Source organism: Edaphobacter flagellatus (assembly GCF_025264665.1).
Lineage (GTDB): Bacteria > Acidobacteriota > Terriglobia > Terriglobales > Acidobacteriaceae > Edaphobacter > Edaphobacter flagellatus.
Map to the genome: position 1 here is coordinate 2,622,356 of NZ_CP073697.1, position 19,545 is coordinate 2,641,900.

The 19,545-nt window shown below is 57.2% G+C and carries 18 protein-coding genes; 10 read left to right on the top strand and 8 right to left on the bottom strand.

Going from position 1 to position 19,545, the window contains the following annotated elements; translation table 11 throughout:
* Positions 1-104 precede the first annotated feature (104 nt).
* The 4 genes from clpB to KFE13_RS10950 all read left to right on the top strand — a co-directional run bounded on the left by clpB (position 105) and on the right by KFE13_RS10950 (position 5,988).
* Entirely contained in the window at positions 105-2,771 is a 2,667-nt protein-coding gene (gene clpB / locus KFE13_RS10935; protein WP_260703158.1) for an ATP-dependent chaperone ClpB, read from the top strand.
* A 126-nt stretch (positions 2,772-2,897) separates the two neighbouring features.
* Complete coding sequence (locus KFE13_RS10940; RefSeq protein WP_260703159.1) at positions 2,898-4,016, top strand: acyltransferase family protein; 1,119 nt, start codon at positions 2,898-2,900, stop codon at positions 4,014-4,016.
* 179 nt (positions 4,017-4,195) lie between these two features.
* Positions 4,196-5,857: an NAD(P)/FAD-dependent oxidoreductase gene (locus KFE13_RS10945; protein ID WP_260703160.1), complete on the top strand. Its 1,662-nt coding sequence runs from the start codon at positions 4,196-4,198 to the stop codon at positions 5,855-5,857.
* Complete coding sequence (locus KFE13_RS10950; RefSeq protein ID WP_260703161.1) at positions 5,854-5,988, top strand: hypothetical protein; 135 nt, start codon at positions 5,854-5,856, stop codon at positions 5,986-5,988. The genes KFE13_RS10945 and KFE13_RS10950 overlap by 4 nt, the downstream gene beginning before the upstream one ends.
* A 4-nt stretch (positions 5,989-5,992) precedes the next feature.
* On the opposite strand, the gene KFE13_RS10955 is transcribed toward KFE13_RS10950, so the two are convergent.
* The 5 genes from KFE13_RS10955 to KFE13_RS10975 form a co-directional block, all read right to left on the bottom strand.
* Positions 5,993-6,343: a nuclear transport factor 2 family protein gene (locus tag KFE13_RS10955; RefSeq protein WP_260703162.1), complete on the bottom strand. Its 351-nt coding sequence runs from the start codon at positions 6,341-6,343 to the stop codon at positions 5,993-5,995.
* 108 nt (positions 6,344-6,451) lie between these two features.
* On the bottom strand, positions 6,452-9,874 hold the full coding sequence (locus tag KFE13_RS10960; protein WP_260703163.1) for a TonB-dependent receptor: 3,423 nt from the start codon (positions 9,872-9,874) through the stop codon (positions 6,452-6,454).
* Positions 9,875-10,119: 245 nt separating this feature from the next.
* Positions 10,120-10,974 (bottom strand): peptide chain release factor N(5)-glutamine methyltransferase, encoded by an 855-nt coding sequence (gene prmC, locus KFE13_RS10965; RefSeq protein WP_260703164.1) that lies wholly within the window; start codon positions 10,972-10,974, stop codon positions 10,120-10,122.
* 14 nt (positions 10,975-10,988) lie between these two features.
* Positions 10,989-11,810, bottom strand: coding sequence for a VOC family protein (locus tag KFE13_RS10970; RefSeq protein ID WP_260703165.1), 822 nt, complete (start codon positions 11,808-11,810; stop codon positions 10,989-10,991).
* A 633-nt stretch (positions 11,811-12,443) separates the two neighbouring features.
* The gene (locus tag KFE13_RS10975) at positions 12,444-13,049 is read right to left on the bottom strand and encodes a TetR/AcrR family transcriptional regulator (protein ID WP_260703166.1); all 606 of its coding nucleotides are present in this window, start codon (positions 13,047-13,049) and stop codon (positions 12,444-12,446) included.
* Between the two features lie 185 nt (positions 13,050-13,234).
* Between KFE13_RS10975 and KFE13_RS10980 the strand changes: the two genes are divergently transcribed.
* A complete protein-coding gene (locus KFE13_RS10980; protein WP_260703167.1) occupies positions 13,235-14,161 on the top strand; it encodes an SDR family NAD(P)-dependent oxidoreductase in 927 nt (308 codons plus the stop codon).
* Positions 14,162-14,537: 376 nt separating this feature from the next.
* Here KFE13_RS10980 and KFE13_RS10985 read toward each other — a convergent pair whose 3' ends face one another.
* Complete coding sequence (locus tag KFE13_RS10985) at positions 14,538-14,939, bottom strand: hypothetical protein (protein WP_260703168.1); 402 nt, start codon at positions 14,937-14,939, stop codon at positions 14,538-14,540.
* 74 nt (positions 14,940-15,013) lie between these two features.
* Here KFE13_RS10985 and KFE13_RS10990 point away from each other — a divergent pair, with 74 nt between their 5' ends.
* Positions 15,014-15,952 (top strand): tyrosine-type recombinase/integrase, encoded by a 939-nt coding sequence (locus tag KFE13_RS10990; RefSeq protein ID WP_260703169.1) that lies wholly within the window; start codon positions 15,014-15,016, stop codon positions 15,950-15,952.
* Here the strand turns inward: KFE13_RS10990 and KFE13_RS10995 are convergent.
* Positions 15,949-16,293, bottom strand: a complete 345-nt coding sequence (locus KFE13_RS10995; protein ID WP_260703170.1) for a hypothetical protein — start codon at positions 16,291-16,293, stop codon at positions 15,949-15,951. The two genes, KFE13_RS10990 and KFE13_RS10995, sit on opposite strands and share 4 nt — an antisense overlap.
* Before the next feature lie 188 nt (positions 16,294-16,481).
* Here KFE13_RS10995 and KFE13_RS11000 point away from each other — a divergent pair, with 188 nt between their 5' ends.
* From KFE13_RS11000 to KFE13_RS11015, 4 genes are read left to right on the top strand one after another with little or no spacing between them, the layout of a single operon-like run.
* Positions 16,482-16,871: an ArsR/SmtB family transcription factor gene (locus tag KFE13_RS11000; protein WP_260703171.1), complete on the top strand. Its 390-nt coding sequence runs from the start codon at positions 16,482-16,484 to the stop codon at positions 16,869-16,871.
* Positions 16,872-16,894: 23 nt separating this feature from the next.
* Positions 16,895-17,347, top strand: coding sequence for an SRPBCC family protein (locus tag KFE13_RS11005; protein WP_260703172.1), 453 nt, complete (start codon positions 16,895-16,897; stop codon positions 17,345-17,347).
* A 2-nt stretch (positions 17,348-17,349) separates the two neighbouring features.
* A complete protein-coding gene (locus tag KFE13_RS11010) occupies positions 17,350-17,493 on the top strand; it encodes a hypothetical protein (protein ID WP_260703173.1) in 144 nt (47 codons plus the stop codon).
* On the top strand, positions 17,480-18,232 hold the full coding sequence (locus KFE13_RS11015) for a DUF899 domain-containing protein (protein WP_260703174.1): 753 nt from the start codon (positions 17,480-17,482) through the stop codon (positions 18,230-18,232). Before KFE13_RS11010 ends, KFE13_RS11015 begins: the two co-directional genes overlap by 14 nt.
* Before the next feature lie 95 nt (positions 18,233-18,327).
* Here KFE13_RS11015 and KFE13_RS11020 read toward each other — a convergent pair whose 3' ends face one another.
* Positions 18,328-19,539: a glycoside hydrolase family 27 protein gene (locus tag KFE13_RS11020; RefSeq protein WP_260703175.1), complete on the bottom strand. Its 1,212-nt coding sequence runs from the start codon at positions 19,537-19,539 to the stop codon at positions 18,328-18,330.
* Positions 19,540-19,545 lie beyond the last annotated feature (6 nt).

Sequence of the window (19,545 nt, forward strand, 5' to 3'; positions counted from 1 at the left end):
CATGAGCTAATAATCGCGAGCTTCAAGCGGTGGTTCTGGATTTTCAAGAGGAATAGGATTCTGGAGATGGCGGGTCTCCAAATTAGAGGTTTTGGGGGAATTGCATGGCAATTAAGTGGGAAAAGTTGACGGTGAAATCGCAGGAGGCCATTCAGGGCGCGGCATCGATGGCTGCGGAGAACGGCAATCCTGAGGTACAGCCGCTGCACCTGATGGCGGCATTGCTGGAGGACAAAGAGGGCGTAGTGATTCCGGTACTCGACAAGATCGGTGTGCCGGTGCAGCAGCTTTTGAGCAATATGAATGCGGCTATCGCGAAGCTGCCGAAGGTGCAGGGCGGCGCGCAGCCGGGGCTGTCGCAAACGACACAGAAGATCCTTGAGCAGGCGTTCAAAGAGGCCGATAACTTCAAGGACGAGTATGTCTCGACCGAGCATCTGCTGCTCGCATTGGCGAAGCAGAAGGGCGATGCCGTGTCGGCGGCGCTGAGTTCGTTCGGCGCAACATATGACGCAATCCTGAAGGCTCTGGCCGAGGTGCGCGGATCGCAGCGCGTGACGGACCAGAATCCTGAGGGCAAGTTCCAGGCACTGGAAAAGTATGCGAAGGATCTGACGGAGCTTGCGCGCAAGGGCAAGCTCGACCCGGTGATCGGGCGCGATGAGGAGATTCGCCGCGTCATTCAGGTGCTCTCGCGCCGGACGAAAAACAATCCCGTGCTGATCGGCGAGCCGGGTGTTGGTAAGACAGCGATCGTCGAAGGATTGGCACGCAGAATCGTGCAAGGCGATGTCCCGGAGATTCTGAAAAACAAGCGAGTCGTGGCGCTGGATCTGGCTGCCATGGTGGCCGGTGCAAAATTTCGTGGCGAGTTCGAGGAGCGTCTGAAGGCTCTCCTGAAGGACATCGAGGCCTCAAACGGCGAGATTATATTGTTCATCGATGAGCTACATACGCTTGTCGGTGCCGGTGCAGCCGATGGCGCGATGGATGCCAGCAACATGCTGAAGCCCGCGCTGGCTCGCGGTGAGTTGCGCGCGATTGGCGCGACGACACTGAACGAGTATCGCAAGTACATCGAGAAAGATGCTGCACTGGAGCGACGTTTCCAGATCGTCTTCGTCGGCGAGCCGAACGTGGAGGATACGGTTGCGATTCTGCGTGGCCTGAAGGAGAAGTACGAGGCGCATCACAAGGTGCGCATCAAGGATTCGGCGATTGTGGCGGCGGCGACGTTGTCGCATCGCTACATCTCCGACCGCTTCCTGCCGGACAAGGCGATTGATCTTGTCGATGAGGCGGCTTCCGCGCTGGCGATTCAGATCGGCTCGGTGCCGGTGGAGATCGACGACCTGGAGCGTCGCGCGACGTCGCTTGAGATTGAGAAGGCTGCGCTGAGCCGCGAGAAGGACGCGAACTCGCAGGAGCGGCTGGAGGAAGTGGAGAAGGAGCTGGCTGAGATTAAGGAGCAGGCGTCGGCCTTGCGTGCTCGCTGGCAGAAGGAGCGCGGTGCGATTGGCCGCATTGCTGAGCTCAAGGAAGAGCTTGAGGGGCTGCGTTTCCAGATGCAGGAGGAGACGCGCAAGGGGAACCTGCAGCGCGCCGCCGAGCTGCAGTACGGCGAGATTCCGAAGAAGGAAGCCGAGCTGAAGGAGCTGACCGCTCTGCAGGAAGAGGCTGTTGCTGAGGACAAGGCCGATGCGAAGAAAGGCGTCTCCAAGAAGCCTTCGCGCATGTTGAAGGAGGAGGTCGACGAGGAGGATGTCGCGGCGATCGTCTCCAAGTGGACCGGTATTCCCGTGTCGAAGATGCTCGAAGGCGAGACAGAAAAGCTGGTGCAGATGGAGGACCGTCTGCGTGATCGTGTGATCGGCCAGGACCTCGCGTTGCAAGTGGTGGCGAATGCGATTCGTCGTTCGCGCGCTGGCTTGAGCGATCCGAAGCGGCCGATTGGCTCGTTCATCTTCCTCGGCCCGACGGGCGTGGGTAAGACCGAGACAGCTCGCGCCCTTGCTGAGTTCCTGTTCGATGACGAGCATGCGATGGTGCGCATCGACATGAGCGAGTACATGGAGAAGCACGCGGTCTCGCGATTGATCGGCGCGCCTCCAGGATATGTGGGCTACGACGAAGGCGGTCAGCTGACGGAAGCTGTTCGTCGCCGTCCGTACTCGGTAATCCTGTTTGATGAGATCGAGAAGGCGCATCCGGATGTCTTCAACCTGCTGCTGCAGGTGCTGGACGATGGTCGCCTGACCGATTCGAAGGGACGCACGGTGGACTTCAAGAACACGGTGCTCATCATGACGTCGAACACCGGGGCCGACAAGCTGACGACAGCGTGGGCACAGGGTGAGGAGGGATTCGAAGAGGCGAAGGAGCGCGTGATCGATGCTCTCAAGCAGACGTTCCGTCCTGAGTTCCTGAATCGCGTTGACGATATCGTCGTCTTCCATCCGCTGGACGACAAGGAGCTGACGCACATCGTCGACCTGCGGCTGAAGGACCTGGAGAAGCTGCTGGCGGATCGCAGGATCACGCTGGAGCTGACCGAAGCGGCGAGGAAGGCGATCTTCAAGGCGGGCTACGACCGTGCTTACGGCGCGCGTCCGCTGAAGAGAGCGATCCAACGCCTGGTGCAGGACAAGCTGGCGATCAAGATCCTCGATGGCAGCGTGCTGCACGGCGACCACGTTGTGGTTGACGCTGCGAAGGACGGCAGCCTGACGTTCAAGGTGGCCAATCGTACGGAAGCACCTGCGGCTGTGTAAGCACGCCGATTGCAAAGAAGCAAAGCCGGATGTCTCGAAAGGGACTCCGGCTTTGTTCGTGTCCTCCAAGAGCGTTTCATCCATTGTTTGTCCATCACGATAACGCAGAGACGATATGCTCGACGTATGCCTTCTCTGAGCAGTCCGGCAAAGCCTAACAATCAGAGTTCACGGTCAGGATGGACCCTGAGGATCACCGAGCTGGATTCCTTGCGCGGTGTGGCTGCGCTGACGGTCGTTTTCTATCACGGTCGATGCGCTTTCAACCCCCATGAGCCTGCCTGGTACCTGCGCCCCTTCTTTGCAGGGCATGAAGCAGTCATTCTTTTCTTCGTGCTGAGCGGCTATGTGCTTTCGCTCCCTGCATGGACGCAGCGTACCTCAGCGTATCCCGAGTATCTTATCCGCCGGTTCTCACGAATCTATCTGCCGTATCTGGCGGCAGCAGCGCTCTCCGCGCTTGGTTGCTGGGTCTTTCTGGGCTCCAGGCTGCCGTTGACTCCCTGGTTCTATAAAACGTGGCAGACGCCTTTCAGTACGCATCTGGTCATCCAGCAGATATTGATGTCGACGGAGCCAGTGTGGAATACGGCCTTCTGGTCGCTCCGGTATGAGATGGAGATGTCGATTGTCTTTCCGTTTCTCTGCTGGCTGATTTCGAGGACAGGCCGTCATTCCGGTGTGCTGCTGACGTGTCTGCTCATCGGGATTGCAGGCTTCACCAATAAAGGAAACCTGTCCGGCAACTCGGTGGCATTAGGTTTCTACTACGCGATATTTTTCGTTGCTGGTGCGGCGTTGGCTCGTGAACGCGGAGCATTGGAGAACCTGTTGAACCGTCTCCCGGGCTGGGCGCTGTGGTGTGCTCTATGGCTTTCCCTTGCTGTGTATTGGGAGGCAGCTGCAGTTCCGCGCCTGTCGCAGCGTGAGATCGACCTGTCGATCATGCTGGGGGCTTGCGGCCTGATCCAGCTTGTCCAGCAGCCGCGTCTGCGGCTTGGCTTGCGTGCGGCGCCTGCCGAATATCTGGGCAAGATCTCCTACAGCCTCTACCTGGTTCATGGAACGGTGTTGTTTACTGAGCTCAATCTACTCTATGGCCGAGTACCTTTGCCTGTGCTCATCCTGATCTATATCGGAAGCGCATTGGTTGTCGCCGACCTGTTCCATCGTCTGGTAGAAGATCCGTCTCTGCACCTTGGCAAGCGAATCGCACGTCTGATGCAGAAGAAAAAAGCAGCCTGATCATCGGGCTAAAAAGAAGGAACTTCAGCAGACTCTCGATACGGAGGGTCTTTTGAGGTTCTATGCCCGTCCATGTCTTCAGAGAGATATAAAGAAAGGCTTGTTACGATGAATCTGCGACATGGGTGTCCCTGTCGACCGGGAGGCCATTCGTTCTGGATTTGATGGATAACAAGCCGATGCGGACCGCAGTGATTATTGGAGCCGGTCCTGCAGGCCTGACTGCAGCGTTGGAGTTGCTGCGCAGGACCGATATCCGGCCGATTGTGTTGGAAGCCAGCAACGAGATCGGCGGCATCTCGCGCACGATCCGCTACAAAGGCTACCGCATGGATATCGGCGGACACCGCTTCTTCTCCAAGAGCGACCGTGTGATGCAGTGGTGGATCGACCTGATGCCTCCTGAGACTGCAGAAGATGCAGTCATCAGCTATCAGGGCAAGCAGCGCGTCGTCGAAGTCCCCATCGATCAGCCGGAGCACCCACCGCTACGCGGTATGGGACCGCTGACGCATGATGAGGCTCAGGCGGGTGAAGAAGCATCTCCTGGCCGCACGGAGACTGTGGTGACGCATGAGCCCGTGAACCCCGATCTCGTTATGCTGATCCGGCCACGCAAGAGCCGCATTTACTACCTGCGTAAATTCTTCGACTATCCCATTACGCTGACGGGCACAACGCTGGGTAATCTCGGCGCGGTGCGTACGGCGAAGGTAGGCGTCAGCTATCTGCTATCGCAGGTCAGAAAGATCACGCCGGAGAAGAGCCTCGAAGACTTCCTGATCAATCGCTTCGGCCGTCAGCTTTATCTGACGTTCTTCAAGAGCTACACGGAGAAGGTGTGGGGTACGCCATGTGACAAGATCTCGGCGGAATGGGGAGCGCAACGCATCAAGGGCCTGAGCCTGACGACGGCGGTAAAGCACTTCATAAAAAAAACATTTGCCGGCGGCAACAAAGGCGATATCGCGCAAAAGGGCACGGACACAAGCCTGATCGAACGGTTCATGTATCCGAAGTTCGGCCCTGGTCAGCTGTGGGAGCATGTGGCCGATCAGGTGATTGCTAAAGGCGGCGAGATCCACATGAGCTGGAAGGTGGATAAGCTGCATTGTGAGGGCAATAGCGTCGTCTCGATTGAAGCGGTGAATGATACGGGCGAGCGCAGAACGTTTGCGGGTGACTATTTCTTTTCGACGATGCCGATGCGCGATCTCGTGCGTGCGATGGACGCTCCCACACCTGCGAATGTGCGTGAGGTGAGTGAGGGGCTGGAGTATCGCGACTTTATCACGGTCGGTCTGCTGGTCGATAGGCTCAAGGTGCAGGAGCCGGATGGCGACTTGTTGAAAGACACGTGGATTTATGTCCAGGAGCCGGACGTGCTCCTGGGGCGGTTACAAATCTTCAACAACTGGAGCCCGTATCTTGTCGCCGATCCTTCGAAGGTATGGATCGGGCTGGAGTATTTCTGCTACGAGACGGACGACCTATGGAAGATGCCGGACGACGATCTAAAGAAGTTCGCCATTGCTGAGGTGGCAAAGATCGGCATCGTGAATGCTGGCGACGTCAGCGATGCGCACGTGGTTCGTGTGCCGAAGACATACCCGGCATACTTCGGCACGTATTCGCGGTTCGATGAGCTCCGCGCTTTCACCGATAGCTTCCAGAACCTGTTTCTCATTGGCCGCAACGGCATGCACAAGTACAACAACCAGGACCATAGTATGCTGACGGCGATGAGCGTTGTCGATGGTCTGGCTACAGGCAAGGTAGACAAGGCCGCGCTGTGGGAGATCAACACCGAGCAGGAGTATCACGAGGAGAAGAAGTCGTGAGCGACGGACGAGAAGAACGCGAAGAACAGGAGCAGCGCCGTCGGTGGCATGAGAAGGACGACCGGAGCGATGAAGTCGATCGTCCGTACCGGGAGCGCGAGTGGGAGCGGCGGGACTACGAGCCTTCGTAGAACCTCAGGCTGCGATCGTCCCCTGGTGGAAAAGCATCTGCCATTGATTGCCGCGCAGCACCCAGATGCTGGAGTGGTGCGAGGTCGAGTTATCCGTGGTGATGTGATAGGTGGCCAGGGCAGCCGTATCGCCGAGCACGGTGACGTAGAAGTGGCTCATCGTGGCGGCACGCGGAGAACTGTCGATCAAGGCCTGCTGCAACTGATTGACATTGAAGATGCGTCCCGTCGTACAGAACTCCTTGAACTCCGGCGCGAGTAGATTCGACAAGTCGTTGCGGTTCGTCTCGCGATCCGGGTGCAGCAGACGTTCTTCAAGAGAATGGAGATGCTCTTGTAGTTGAGCCTTAGTCATCGTGTCCTGTTTGACGCAGACACAGGGTAGTTTAGTTTCAAGAAAACGAAAAGGCGGCTGTCTCTTCCGGGAGATAGCCGTCTTTTCCTTTCAGCGAGTTACAGCAAGCTAGAAGGTGAACTTTCCAGCCAATTGGAAGATGCGTGGGTCGGCGGCGCCAGTGGCGTTACCGAACGAACTGCTGTTCAGCGCGGTGCTGAACGCATTGAGGTTGGGATGGTTCAGGACATTGAATGCTTCCATGCGAAGCTGGAAGTTAAGCCGCTCATGCACCGGGAAGATGCGGCTTACCGACATATCGACGTTATAGTAGTTCGGTTGACGGAAAGCGTTACGCGAGAGATTGCCATACGTTCCGGTAGCGTTCTGACTGAACGCTGCCTTGTTGAGATAGCCGAGGTTGGCTTTCTGCTGAATCTTGTTTCCGGTATAAACAACTGCTCCCGAAACCAGATTCGGCCGGTCGAGCCCAATGCCGGTGCGCGAGTTGTCAGTGCCCGAGGTGACATTGAGCACTGCACCCGAGAGGATACGGATCAGAGGAGCGACTTGCCAGTTGTTGACCAGCGCTCCCTTCCAGCCCTGCATCGAATGGAAGTGGCTGGAGGCGACCACCGAGGTGTTGAAGATGTGACGCACGTCGAAGCCGCAGGGGCCGCGATCGAGCCGTGGGTTCAGGGTGTGCTCGAAGGCGGGTCCGGCAATATCGCCCGGGTTATCGGCGACGGCCATGCACTTCGACCAGGTGTAGTTGGCCAGGAAGCTGAAGTTGTTGCTCATACGGTGCTGGATGGCGGTGAGCAGACCGTGATAGCTGGTAGTTCCGCCGTCAGTGATCAGCGTCATGGTTGGGCTGTAACCCTGTCCTTGAGTGCTGTTGGTCAGTGTTAGAGGCGTACGAGCATTGGGATTGCTGGTGGAAGAGCAGGGATCGCCAACCTTTGCTGGATAGAGGGCATTAGGATTCGACGCGGTTGGAACGACGATTTGCGGCATTCCCTGACATGAACCCGGCCCACTCCAATTGCCAGGAATGTAGATAGCGGCATTGACGCCATTGCCAAGCCACTGATGCGCCTGCTGGTTGCCGAGGTAGTTGATGGAGAACATCCAGCCGCGGCCAAGGTCCTGCTGCACGCTGGCGTTCCACTGGTAGATGACCGGTGTCTTCATCTTTTTCTGCAGCAACACCCACAGTGTATTGGTGGGGAATGTGGAGCTGGCGTTAGGTGGGAAGACTCCGGGGAATGGATCGCCGCCGGGATAGCCGCGCCACGGCTCGTCGAACGGGGTCTGGCCCGTGAGATCGATCTCGTTGACGAATGGCGGATTGGATGCGACGCGCTGCGAGGTATAGAGCGATGGCGTGTCATACATCAGAGCTCCTCCGGCGCGGAAGACCGTTTTGCCATTTCCGAACGGATCAAGCGTCATCGCCACACGAGGCGAAACGTTCGCCCACTGGTTGCTGGTGAATGACTTGGGAACACCGGAGTCGCCGTAATAGAACGCGCCAGCTGGAGCGTTGGGGAATCGCGTGGAGTGTTGATTGGCGTTGAATGCAGCCTGATTGAAGGTAGCGCCGCGTCCAAATTTATCGACCTGGTAAAGATTGGGTTCCCAACGAACTCCGTAGTTGACAGTAAGGTTTGGCATCATATGCCAGGTGTCCTGTGCATACATGCCGAAAACATTCTGACGGTACGTGGTGTCTTGTGTACGGCTCTGGCTGAAGGCGAAAGATGTTCCGTAAGTGGTCATCTGCCCGGCAAGGAAGTCAGCCAGGACCTCACCAGAAGCCGCACCGCCGAAGGAGTAGCTGCCATTGAAGAGATAGCCTGTACGTGTATTGTCGCCCGTGCGAATAAACTCGCCGCCGATTGCGATCTGGTGTTTGCCGATTAGCCAGTCGATGTCGTCGGCGAAATGCTCCGTGTTGACATTGAAATAGCCAGGCGCGCAGGTTCCGCAGCCTGTGTTGAATCCACCATTCATCTGAATGCGCAGATCGATTGGCGTATAGAGGAAGATCTTAATGCCAAGTGTGTTGGCATTAATGCCGCCTGCCGTCGGTCCGCGGTTATTGCGGCGGCGGGAGTAGGTTCCGTGGAAAGTATTAACCATGCGTGGGTTGATGATGAAGGTATCGCCCAGTGTGAAACTCTGCACGCGCTCATTGTTGCCGGCTGTAGTGGTTAGCAGAATATTGGTGGGCGAATAGTAGTTTGGCGCATAGTAGTTGGTCAGGTAGTAGCGACCAAACATGTTGTGCCGCTGGCTCCAGGTATAGTCGACACGGCCGATGTACTGGTCTTCGGTGTTGTTGCCGGGCAGTGCGATGTTGACCCGGCCATTGGCGTCCGCCTGCGAAAGAGGAAGCATTTTGATGAGGTTCTGTGCTGCCGGGCTGAACTCTGAGACGGGAATTTTGCGGCTAGGTGTAGCGACACCGGTGATGGGATCCTTGAAGGCTGCCGTGGATTGCGCACAAGGTACGCCACTGGAGCTTGAGGGCATCTGGCTGAAGTCGCCTTGCAGCATCGCCGCAGTGGGGACGCAGTAACCAGTGGAGCTGGAGGTCTTGTGCTCTCGTGTTCCCTGATAGCCGCCGAAAAAGAACAGCTTGTCGGTAATGATCTTTCCACCGAGCGTTCCGCCGAACTGGTTGCGTTTGACGGTGTCCTTCGAAGTGGAGAAGAAGTTGGTTGCGTTGATGATGTTGTTACGCAGGAAGTCGAAGACTGTGCCGTGCCACTGATTCGTGCCGGTGTTGGTGACGACGTTGACCAGCGCGCCAGGATGGACGCCGCTGCGGGCGGGCAGTGAGTTCGATTCGACGGAAAACTCACGCAGTGCGTCCGGGAAGGGATAGGGCAGGTTTACGTTGGTGAAGTTGTCTGTGTGGTAGCCGCCGTCGAGCACGTAGTTGTTGTAGTTACCCTGGCTACCGGCGACAGCGATGACGACAGAGCTGGCATAGTTCTTCGAACCGACCATATCGCCTGAGGGAGCCGTAACCGCTCCGCCGGAGACAAGCACAAGCTGTGTGGCCTGGCGTCCGTTGAGGGGCATCTCGGTGATGCGTTTGGAATCGATGACCTGCTTGAAGGTGCTGGTCTCGGTCTCAAGCGCGACGCCCGAGGCCTGGACTTCAACATGCTCGCTGGCGCTGCCGACCTTCAGGTGCGGGTCGATGGAGATGTTGTTACCGACCTCAAGGACACCGGTCTGCGTAAACGACTGAAAGCCCGATGCAGTGACCGAGAGCGAATAGGGGCCGACGGGGAAGTTCGGTACTGCGTAGACGCCCTGTCCGTCGCTGGTCGTGGTGCGGGCTGTGCCGGTGGCTGTCTGGGTCAGTGTTACCGTCGCGTTGGCCACGGCTGCGCCAGTGGAGTCGGTGACGGTTCCCTGGATGCTGGCGGTGCCTGCGGCCTGCGCCAGGAGGCGGCCTGTGGTTGATGTCAGAAGTAACAATAAGAGCGGGAGGAAAAGCTTATTGGACTGTCCAATTACTCTCTTTGAAAACATGGGTCTGGCCTCAGAAGTAAGTTGCTGGTTGGTTGTTCTGCACGATAGATTGCATGAAAAACCGACTCTTTAGCTGCGTCTGGACTATAGGGAGATGATTGCAGCGCTGTCAACGAAAATGCGCTCTGAATAGATATGAAAAAGATACAGATTCATCTGATAGGTCAGACCAATAAACAACAAATCTTGGAAGCCAAACGAAGGCAATATGGAAAACAGACTTCCTCAACGTTAGCTAGGAATTGTTACCTGATGGCCAGAACGACACGCGGAATGCCTTGCAGATCATCGAGGAAGCAAACGTTTTTCCACGGCGAAAGCAGGATGGTGAGTGCGTCGCGCTGGCCGTGGCCGATCTCCATCGCGAGCAGGCCGCCGGATTTGAGAGCGGCGTGAGCCTGCGGGATCAGGCGGCGGTAGATATCCAGGCCGTCTGGACCGGCGAAGAGCGCCTGGGTGGGTTCGTGTTCGCGTACCTGAGGATGGAGCTGCGGGGCGTCGAAGCTGGGGACGTAAGGCGGATTGCTGACGATGGCGTCGAGGTGTCCGTAAGTTGGCTCCGAGGAGAGGGCGTTGAGCAGATCGGAGAGGACGAAGCGGATGCGTGCGTCGAGGCCGTGCGTTCGTGTATTGCTGCGAGCGACGTCGAGCGCGGCTGGTGAGAGATCGACGGCGGTGATGTTCGCCTGCGGCAGGTGGACGGCGAGCGCGATGGCGATGGCTCCGGAACCGGTGCCGACATCGACTATATGGGTTGGTCGATCGTGCGGCAGGCGTTCGAGCACTGTCTCGATGAGGTGTTCGGTTTCAGGGCGCGGGATGAGGACAGCGGGCGTGACGGTGAATGTGAGGCCGAAGAACTCCTGCGTGCCAGTGATGTATTGGATGGGTTCGTGGCGCAGGCGACGTGTGATGGCGGTTTCGTAGGCGGAGACTTGTTCGGCGGCAAGTTCGCGTGCGGGATCGGCGATGAGGGCTGCTTTCGAGATGTTTGCGACGTGCAGCAGGAGTAGCTCAGCGTCGCGTCGCGCAGTGTCGCTGAGGTGAGGATCTGCGGCAAGTCGCTGCGCCGCGGATTGGATGGCTTCTGCAACCGTCATGTCTGTTTCCGCGATTATTGACGGATCATGATCTGGTTGCCGTCGGGATCAGAGACGGTCAGTGTGTCGTTGGACTTGAGCGCCTTCATCTCGTGTTTATGAAGGATGCGCGCGGATTTGCTGAGGCTGGAGGTTCGCAGGATGAAGCGAGCCTTGGCTCCGAGCGATGCTGCGGTCGTGATCTCGACTTCCTGACCGGAGTTGCCGGGCATGTGGAGGAACATTGGGTCGCCGGCGATGGATTTGAAGGAGAGCTGGTTGAGGTAGAAGTCGCGCGCGGTGTCGGGATCGCGCATGGCGAGGGCAACCGAGAAGATGGTGTCGCCGACACGATCTTCTGCAACGTGTTTGCCCTGATCGTTGGAGTGCAGCGAGCCAGGCTGATACTGCGTGTACTCGATATTCTGCGCCGCCCCGTTGGCGTCGATGGGACCGGCGAGAGTGAAGAGCAGGTTGCCGGCTCCGGCCTTGCGAACGCTGGTGGGCGTGAGGCCGTGCGCGACGTAATCGTCGTGGATGGCTTCGAGGTCGATACCTTCGAAGCAGACGTGGAGGAAACCGACGGAAGCCTGCTTCGGATTATCGGGGTTGGACGGATAGAGCTCGAGGAACTGGTGGTCGTTGATCTTGATGAAGCTCTCGTTGACCTTGCCATCTTTGCCGGTGAGCGAGAAGGCTTCTTCGAAGCCGAGCTTGTTGTAGAACTCGCGCGCGGCGTCGAGGGAGCGGACGCGAATGGCGATGTGCGCGATGCCGGCGAGCGGAGGTGTCTGCTGCTGGGCGCGGGAGAAGGAGGCAGTAAGGATGAGGATTGCCAGGGCGAGAATGCGACGCATCGAGAGTCCTTGAGGGAGTTGTCTTAGAGATTCTCGCAGATGATGCTGTGTGACGCCTGGCTGCCTTGCCCCTCCCCCCCCTATGGATTTGTCTAAAATATTGACAATAAATGGCTTAGGCTAGTGCTTGCCGCGTAAAATACTGATTCTAGATGGTTTACCATGCAAAATATTGGAAATAAAAGAGATCCATCCGGACTGCATCCTGAGATTCCGTCCGGTATCTTTATTCTTTTTCTTTGTGCTGTTTTAATTTTAGCGGGTGGAGGGAAACTTATCGGCAACTTTGTCCTGTTCCCTATGTGGTTTGGAATGTGTTGTTTGTGTTGATTTTTGGGTTTGTGGGGGCTTGACAGGGTTTTCGCTGCAGTGGGCGTGGGTCGTTACTAATCGGGCGGCGGTAAGTGCATGAGCGATTTTCGCTCGTTGATACCAACTCACCTGCTGCTGACGGCGAGTGGATGCACTCCTGCGAAAGGCTGGAACAGTTTGTGTCCCGATATCAGAACGGCTGCAGGAGGTCAGGTCGCGAGACATATAGCATTTGCACTGGACAGGTTTCTGCACTTCGCTCCGGACGAGCCTAAACCCCTACCCTATGAGGGGATTGTTTCCGATGACCCGTCAGATGCGCTACGGCAGGAGCACCAAGTCGGTCGCATCTTCAGCATCTTTGAGCAGCGTCTTGCGTGGCGTTCCTATTTGAGCGCGCATGGTCAGCCCACGCGCTAGATCGGTGACCTGGATCGCGCGCGCAGCTACGGGAAAGTCAGATGGGATCTCTCCCGCGCTGATCGCATCGCGAAAACGGCGCTCGAGCAGCGCCGCCCCGCCCGTAGCTGCGCTTTGCAAGAAACGTTGAACCTCAGCATCGTTCACAAGCGGCGCGACGCAAATCAGAAGGCAGCCGCGGGCGGACCCTTTCTCGGTCGCACTCTCGACGTTGTACCTGAGGAAGCTCGCGATTGAGTCGCGAAGCGTCTGTGGCGAGAGGAGTGCCTTCGCGGCGAGTGCGCCCTTCCTTTCTGCGTACGCCCTGAGGACGCGCAAGAAGATCGCGCGTTTGTCCCCAAAGACGGCATACAGGCTGGGCCGTCCCACGCCCATCCCGGCGACGAGATCGTCAATGGTCACTCCGTCATAGCCCTTCGACCAGAAGACCTGGGTCGCCTTTTCGATCGCCGCCGTCTCGTCGAAGCTGCGCGGCCGTCCTCGCGGCCTTGCGACATTTTCAACCATTTAGTTCAAAACTCCTTGACACGTCTCTCTCACCAATATACAACCAAATAGTTCGTTAATCGCAAATTGGGTTTGGCCTCGCTCTTCCGAGCCTACTGCCCATTGCCGAGGTGGTTTCCGCGTAGGAACGTGCGCTCGACTGCTCGACTTCCGCAAGGAACCAACTACCTAAGAAGGAGAAGAACATGATCGAAAGTGTCTTGATCACCGGCGCAAATGCCGGTCTTGGGAAAGAGACTGCCCGACAGTTCGCATGGAAACAAGAGACAAAAAGGGTAATCCTGTTTTGCAGAAATCGAGCGAGGGCAGCGGCAGCAATGAAAGAGCTTGAGGAGAACACGGGGAAACGGATCTTTGAAATCGTTATCGGGGATGTCACGGATGCAGATTCCGTAAGAAGAGCGGTGGAAGACCTCAGGGAACCGGTTGATGCGGTCGTCTTGAATGCAGGTGGAGTGATCGGGAAAACTGCTGCGAACTCTACGCCTTCCGGGATGAATCAATTAGCTGCTACGAACATTCTAGGCAATGTGGTCCTAGTGGATGAATTGATCAAACGGGACAAGTTGAGGAAGGCGATTCTAGCGGTCAGTGCCGAAGCTGTTCCGGGCGTAAAGATGCTCGGAGTAAAACGAGTCTCAATGAGCACTTCGTCTGTCGATGAGTTCGCTGCTGTCCTTGATGGATCATATTTTGGGAAGACATTCGTGGCACTGAATGCATACTCCTATGTCAAGTACGTAGAGACCATGTGGGCCTTGTCCATGGCAAGAAGGTATCCCAGGCTCAAAGTTGTTGTTGTGAGCCCAGGAAATACAAAAGGAACTCGGGCGGCAGACAGTCTTCCACTTCCAATGCGGTTCATGTTGAACTACGTGATGATACCTATCGTCTTTCGCTTGATGGGCGAAATGGTGCATACGCTGGATGTGGGTGCAAAACGCTTCGTAGATGCCATCTCGGAGGACCGCTACAAGAGCGGCGTCTTCTATGCCAGCAAAGAGGGTAAGCTGTCGGGGGAAATGGTGGACCAGAGCACCTTCTTTACTGATTTGAAAAACACTTCCTTTCAAGACAACGCCAACGAAGCAATTCACCGCTTCATACGCTAGGCGCACCAAACGACTGTCTCACAGGGCAGTTCTTCGCCTCGGCTCAAGGGAAGTTCTCAGGCCTATCGAAGTGCAGCACCACCCACAACTCCACGACCGCCGCGCCAGCCTAGGAAGCCGGCTGGCAGGTGACCTTCGCCATTCACGTTGCCCCCTAGGTAATGAGAAACGCCTTCGGCAGAGCGGTTGCCGCTACCGCGGCGGCTATTTCGAGGACAAAAGAGACCCAAGGCTGAAGCCTTGGGCTACCTAGATGCGGTTCGCGCTTTCACGCGCATGTTTCCACATCTGGCGATGAAGCCCTATGTGGGGCACCCGCCTTAGTGTAAGTTCCCCTTTAACTGCCGACAAGCCGACTTATGAGGACTAATGAGCGCTATCTTTGCAGACCGAGTCTGACGAGTTGAGCCTCAGTCACAAAATAGGCGTTGAACAAAATGCTAAAAGGCACTTGGAGCGACTTGAACTGTGCCGCTTCTTTCTCGAAATCCGTTTCTTTGACCAGCGCCTCGAAGGCCTTCGCCACTTCTGAGCAAGACCTTGCTTTGTAGTCTGGCCATGCTTCGTTTGCGCCTCGCTCTCCCGAGTTGGCTTCGAGCCAGAAAGGCTCATAGAGCGAACCGTCGGAAAGAAGAAACCAAAACTGCCCGCCTAAGCACGCATATCCCAGGTCTGGGGCCTTCTGAAGCGCTGCCGGAAATGCATTCAAATCCCAAGCGTACTCACCTTGCCTAACAATTGCGCCATGAGAAAGGGTCTGTGGCAGGGCTTCAGACAATGCGTCGCTCTTTTGGTCGGACATGAAGAAATTGTACGGTGCGAGCCTACTACGACGGCTAGGAGGCCGTCCGTATGGCGAAAAGCGCGAAGAGACCTAAGAGCGTTCTCAAACTTCCTGACCTCGATTATTCCAAGTCAGCAGTCCTCAACAGCCTTCCGTCCTTGAACTCGCGACGGTCGTACGAGCACGCCATCCGCGACTTCATCGAGTGGTATTGCTCCGAGCCACGGCTCGCGTTCAACAAAACCGTTGTCACCCGCTATCGTATCGCTTTGGAGCAACGTAGCTACGCGCCCTCAACGATAAACCTCAGACTCGCAGCAGTTCGCAGGCTTGCATACGAGGCTTCGGATTGTGGACTGCTCAGCCCCGACCTCGCCGCTGGGATTCGTCGGGTCAAAGGAGCGAAGCGATTAGGAGTTCGTGTTGGGAATTGGCTAACCGCCGAACAGGGCAAGAAGCTCCTCGATGTTAATTCTGGCAAACAACTTAGAGACCTGCGCAATCATGCCGTCATAGCGATGCTCCTCGGCTGTGGTTTACGCCGAGCGGAGCTTGTGACCGTCAAGATAGAGGACTTCGAGCTTCGAGAAGAGCACTGGGTGCTTGCAGACCTCATCGGGAAAGGCCGGCACATGCGGACGATCCCTGTGCCTAGGTGGGTGAAGGCGGCGGTCGACGCATGGATAGACGCCGCGCAGCTCAGAAGCGGTAATCTCTTCCGCGCCATCGGTAAGACCGGAAAGGTTCAAGGTCGTGGGTTCACTGCGAAGGTGATTTGGTCTATTGTTCGCGAAACGGCCCGAGACTGCGGCATCGGTATGATTGCCCCGCACGATCTCCGGCGCACTTGTGCTCGACTCTGCCACCAAGCTGGAGGGGAGCTGGAGCAGATCCAGTTTCTCCTAGGCCATGTGTCAGTCCAAACTACCGAACGCTATCTTGGGTGCAAGCAGCGGCTCCAGAACGCCGTAAATGATCAGATCGGCCTAGAACCCGAATATTCCTAAAGAGCATCACCCTGCTGTAGCTCAACAGGACGTTCCTCAGGAAAAGCGCCGTATTCGGGGTAGTGTCGCTCCAACGGAAAATCAATGTCGCGTTGATACTTTGTTCTGAGTTCTCGGTCAGCAACCAGCTTCTCCATCAGACTTCTAATTCGGGAGTAATGTATCGTCTTGCCCGGCGGAAAAATAACCACGCCGCATTCGCTCTTCTTTTCGTTCCAGAAGAATAGCCGCTGGGCACTTTTCGTTCGATCCGAAGTCCAGACCAAATGCCAGTATGTAAAGTTCCAGCGTTCGCCATTCTTGCCTTGCCTAGGCTTCTCCTCATTCCATCGGGCGATCATGTCAGCATGTTCTCACGGCATGATCAAACCTGTCCGAATGTGCGGTATCTAGGGCAGCCGGATTAGTCCCCATAAACGCCCTTATCGCCTCTGGCCATGTATATACGAAGGCTTTCTATGAAGTGCGTTTCAGGGGTGGGTAAAAGTCTGCGCTTGACATATTCCTAAATAAGAATATATTCGGATGCATGACACGAAGGGCTAATCCGTCGGACATCTTCGGAGCGATTGCCGAACCGCGGCGTCGCGAGGTGATTGCTGTGTTGTCGGACGGGCAGGAGTATGCCGTCAACGAGATCGTCGTTCGCATGCAGATTCCTCAGCCTGCGGTTTCGAAGCATCTGGGGGCGCTGCGCAAGGCAGGCGCGGTGACGGTGATCAAGCGGGGACAGCATCGTATGTACCGGTTGAACGCCGAGGGTCTGAAGCCGGTGTACGAGTGGGTGAAGGACTTTGAGCGTTACTGGACGCACCAGGTCAGCCAGATTAAGCAGCATGCCGAACGCAAGGCGTTGGAGCGCATGATCCGCATGGACGATGGCGGCGGTAACAAAAAGCAGGGCGATAAGAAAAAGTAAGCGAGAGCAAACGAGGAGGAGTAATGGCAGCCAATGTGATGGAAGGTGTCGTGCAAGCCTTCGAGATTATCAAGGAAGAGGAGATCGCTGCGCCGATCGAGATTGTGTTCGAAACGATTCTCGAACAGATGGGGCCGTTGAACTCGACGCCGGAGAAGCCGATGCCGATGGTGTTGGAAGCGTGGCCCGGCGGGCGGTGGTATCGCGATCTGGGCAACAATACGGGCCACTTCTGGGGCACGGTGCAGGCGATCAAGTCGCCGTCGCTGATCGAGATTTCGGGGCCGCTGTTTATGTCGAACCCCGCGGCGAACAATCTGCAATATCGCCTGACGGAAGAGAACGGCGTGACGCGCATGCGTTTTGTGCATCGCTCGATGGGATGGATCGGGGAGTATGAGCGCAATGTCGATACAGGCTGGTCGCACTTTATCGAGCGCATTCGTGCGGCGGCTGTGGCACGGGCGAGGAAATAGCCATGTGCCCCTTCTGCGTGGCGAGCGCGATGTGGGTTGCGGCGGGTGCTGTCTCGACGGGCGGTATCTCGGCACTCGCCGTCACGAAGATCTGGAACAGGAAGGCGCGGGAGCGCAAAGAGGGAGGAAAGCATGACGAGCAATGAGCAGATCGCAGCGATGAAGAAGCCTCCGGTGGTTTCGGCGGAGGCGTGGCAGAAGGCGTGGCAGGAGATGCTGGTGAAAGAGAAGGCGCACATGCGTGCCCACGATGCGCTGGCGGCGGAGCGGCGCAGGATGCCGTGGCTCGCGGTGGAGAAAGAGTATGTGTTCGAGGGGCCGCAGGGAAAGGTTTCGCTGCTCGATCTGTTTGAGGGCCGCAGGCAGCTGGTGCTGTATCGCGCTTTCTACGACTCGAATGTGTATGGCTGGCCGGATCATGCGTGTGTCGGCTGCTCGCTGGGGGCGGACCAGGTTTCGCATCTTTCGCATCTGCATGCACGGGACACGTCGCTGGCGTATGCTTCGCGCGGATCGCAGGAGAATATCGCTCGTCTGAAGGAACGCATGGGGTGGCAGAAGATTCCCTGGTACACGATTACGGATGACTTCGATAAGGACTTCGGCGTCGACCTGTGGCATGGGCACAATGTCTTCTTCCGCGATGAGAAGGACAGAATCTTCCGCACGTACTTCATCAACAACCGTGGCGATGAGGCGATGGGAACGGTGTGGAACTATCTGGATGTGACTCCGCTGGGACGTCAGGAGGACTGGGAGGATTCGCCGGAGGGCTATCCGAAGACGGAGCGCTACAAGTGGTGGCGTTGGCACGATGTCTACGGCAACGAGGATGCTAAGTGGAACAAGGTGGTCGCCGATGCGATGGTGACGCTGAAGCTTTAGCCTCGCTGTGAGCTGTCTTTAATCGAGTATGCCCCGCATCCGAGTTTTGCGATGCGGGGCATATTGATTGTTGCAGAACGTACGTACGAGGAAGGCTACTTCGTCAGCTTGAGGAGGACGGCGCCGTGCTTGGGGATGGTGAAGACGTCGGTGTCCTTGATGAAGCCGAGGTCTTTGTTGGCCCACACGTCGTGAGCATGCGCGCCTTTGGGAAAGCCGACGTCCTTGAGGTGGAGTGTCATGCCGCGCATGGTGTTGCGGTCGACGGAGACGTTGAAGAACGCGAGCGCGACGGAGCCGTCGGCAAGCGGACGTGACCAGATTTCGATCTGGTTGCCGGCATAGACGCGGTCGCCCTGTTTGCCGAGCTTGTCCTGATCGATGGCGATGACGTCGCGGTTGGTGAGGATAGAGCGCACGTCGTCGCTCATCTGGGTGAGGTTATTGCCGGCGATCAGCGGAGCGGCGAGGATGGCCCACATGGTCATGTGCGTAATGTTTTCGTCGTGCGTCAGCTTGCCGTTGCCGACTTCGAGCATGTCGGGGTCGTTCCAGTGGCCGGGGCCTGCATACTGTGCGAGACCGGCCTGCGCGAGCGCGATGATCATCATGCGGTCGTAGCTCTCGTGGATGTCGCCGGTGGTGCGCCAGAGATTGCCGCCAACCTGCGGAGCCCACTGCCATGACTCGTCGGTGCCGTACTGGCAGAGGCTGTAGACCATGGGCCGACCGGTCTTGAGGATGGCCTGGTGCATTTTTTCGTACGCCTCGCGTGCCATTTTGGCCTGTGCAGCGGGATCGTTGGGGTGCTCCTGCCGCATGTTGTTGCCGAAGCTGCAGAGATCGTATTTCAGGTAGTCGATGCCCCAGTCGGCGTAGGTTTTTGCGTCCTGGTCCTCGTGGCCGTAGGAGCCTTCGTATTTCGCGCAGGTGAGCGGGCCGGGCGAGGAGTAGATGCCGATCTTGAGGCCCTTGGAGTGGACATAGTCGGCGAGGGCCTTCATGTCGGGAAACTTCTCGTTGGTGGTGATGTTGCCGTTGGCGTCGCGCTTGCCTTCCCAGGTGTCGTCGATGTTGACGTAGACATAGCCGGCGTCGCGCATGCCGCTGGAGACGATGAGGTCTGCCGCTTTGCGAATGTCGGCGTCGGTGACCTTGCCCGCGAACCAGTTCCAGCTGTTCCATCCCATGGGAGGCGTAGCGGCCAGTTGCTCTACCCCTGCGCGCGAGTGCGCCCCTGGTTGCTGTGCGGCGAGTGGAAGCGAGGCGAAGAGAAGGCTGGCAGTAAGGGCAAGATACCGGCGCATAGTAGC

Bases quoted from the DNA above. Each gene is read 5' to 3' on its own strand.
- KFE13_RS10945 (WP_260703160.1), top strand. From the start codon at position 4,196: ATGCGGACCGCAGTGATTATTGGAGCCGGTCCTGCAGGCCTGACTGCA.
- KFE13_RS11020 (WP_260703175.1), bottom strand. From the start codon at position 19,539: ATGCGCCGGTATCTTGCCCTTACTGCCAGCCTTCTCTTCGCCTCGCTT.
- KFE13_RS11015 (WP_260703174.1), top strand. From the start codon at position 17,480: ATGACGAGCAATGAGCAGATCGCAGCGATGAAGAAGCCTCCGGTGGTT.
- KFE13_RS10975 (WP_260703166.1), bottom strand. From the start codon at position 13,049: ATGGTTGAAAATGTCGCAAGGCCGCGAGGACGGCCGCGCAGCTTCGAC.
- KFE13_RS10995 (WP_260703170.1), bottom strand. From the start codon at position 16,293: ATGATCGCCCGATGGAATGAGGAGAAGCCTAGGCAAGGCAAGAATGGC.
- KFE13_RS10960 (WP_260703163.1), bottom strand. From the start codon at position 9,874: ATGTTTTCAAAGAGAGTAATTGGACAGTCCAATAAGCTTTTCCTCCCG.
- KFE13_RS10990 (WP_260703169.1), top strand. From the start codon at position 15,014: ATGGCGAAAAGCGCGAAGAGACCTAAGAGCGTTCTCAAACTTCCTGAC.
- KFE13_RS11000 (WP_260703171.1), top strand. From the start codon at position 16,482: ATGACACGAAGGGCTAATCCGTCGGACATCTTCGGAGCGATTGCCGAA.
- KFE13_RS11010 (WP_260703173.1), top strand. From the start codon at position 17,350: ATGTGCCCCTTCTGCGTGGCGAGCGCGATGTGGGTTGCGGCGGGTGCT.
- KFE13_RS11005 (WP_260703172.1), top strand. From the start codon at position 16,895: ATGGCAGCCAATGTGATGGAAGGTGTCGTGCAAGCCTTCGAGATTATC.
- prmC (WP_260703164.1), bottom strand. From the start codon at position 10,974: ATGACGGTTGCAGAAGCCATCCAATCCGCGGCGCAGCGACTTGCCGCA.
- KFE13_RS10970 (WP_260703165.1), bottom strand. From the start codon at position 11,810: ATGCGTCGCATTCTCGCCCTGGCAATCCTCATCCTTACTGCCTCCTTC.
- KFE13_RS10955 (WP_260703162.1), bottom strand. From the start codon at position 6,343: ATGACTAAGGCTCAACTACAAGAGCATCTCCATTCTCTTGAAGAACGT.
- KFE13_RS10980 (WP_260703167.1), top strand. From the start codon at position 13,235: ATGATCGAAAGTGTCTTGATCACCGGCGCAAATGCCGGTCTTGGGAAA.
- clpB (WP_260703158.1), top strand. From the start codon at position 105: ATGGCAATTAAGTGGGAAAAGTTGACGGTGAAATCGCAGGAGGCCATT.
- KFE13_RS10940 (WP_260703159.1), top strand. From the start codon at position 2,898: ATGCCTTCTCTGAGCAGTCCGGCAAAGCCTAACAATCAGAGTTCACGG.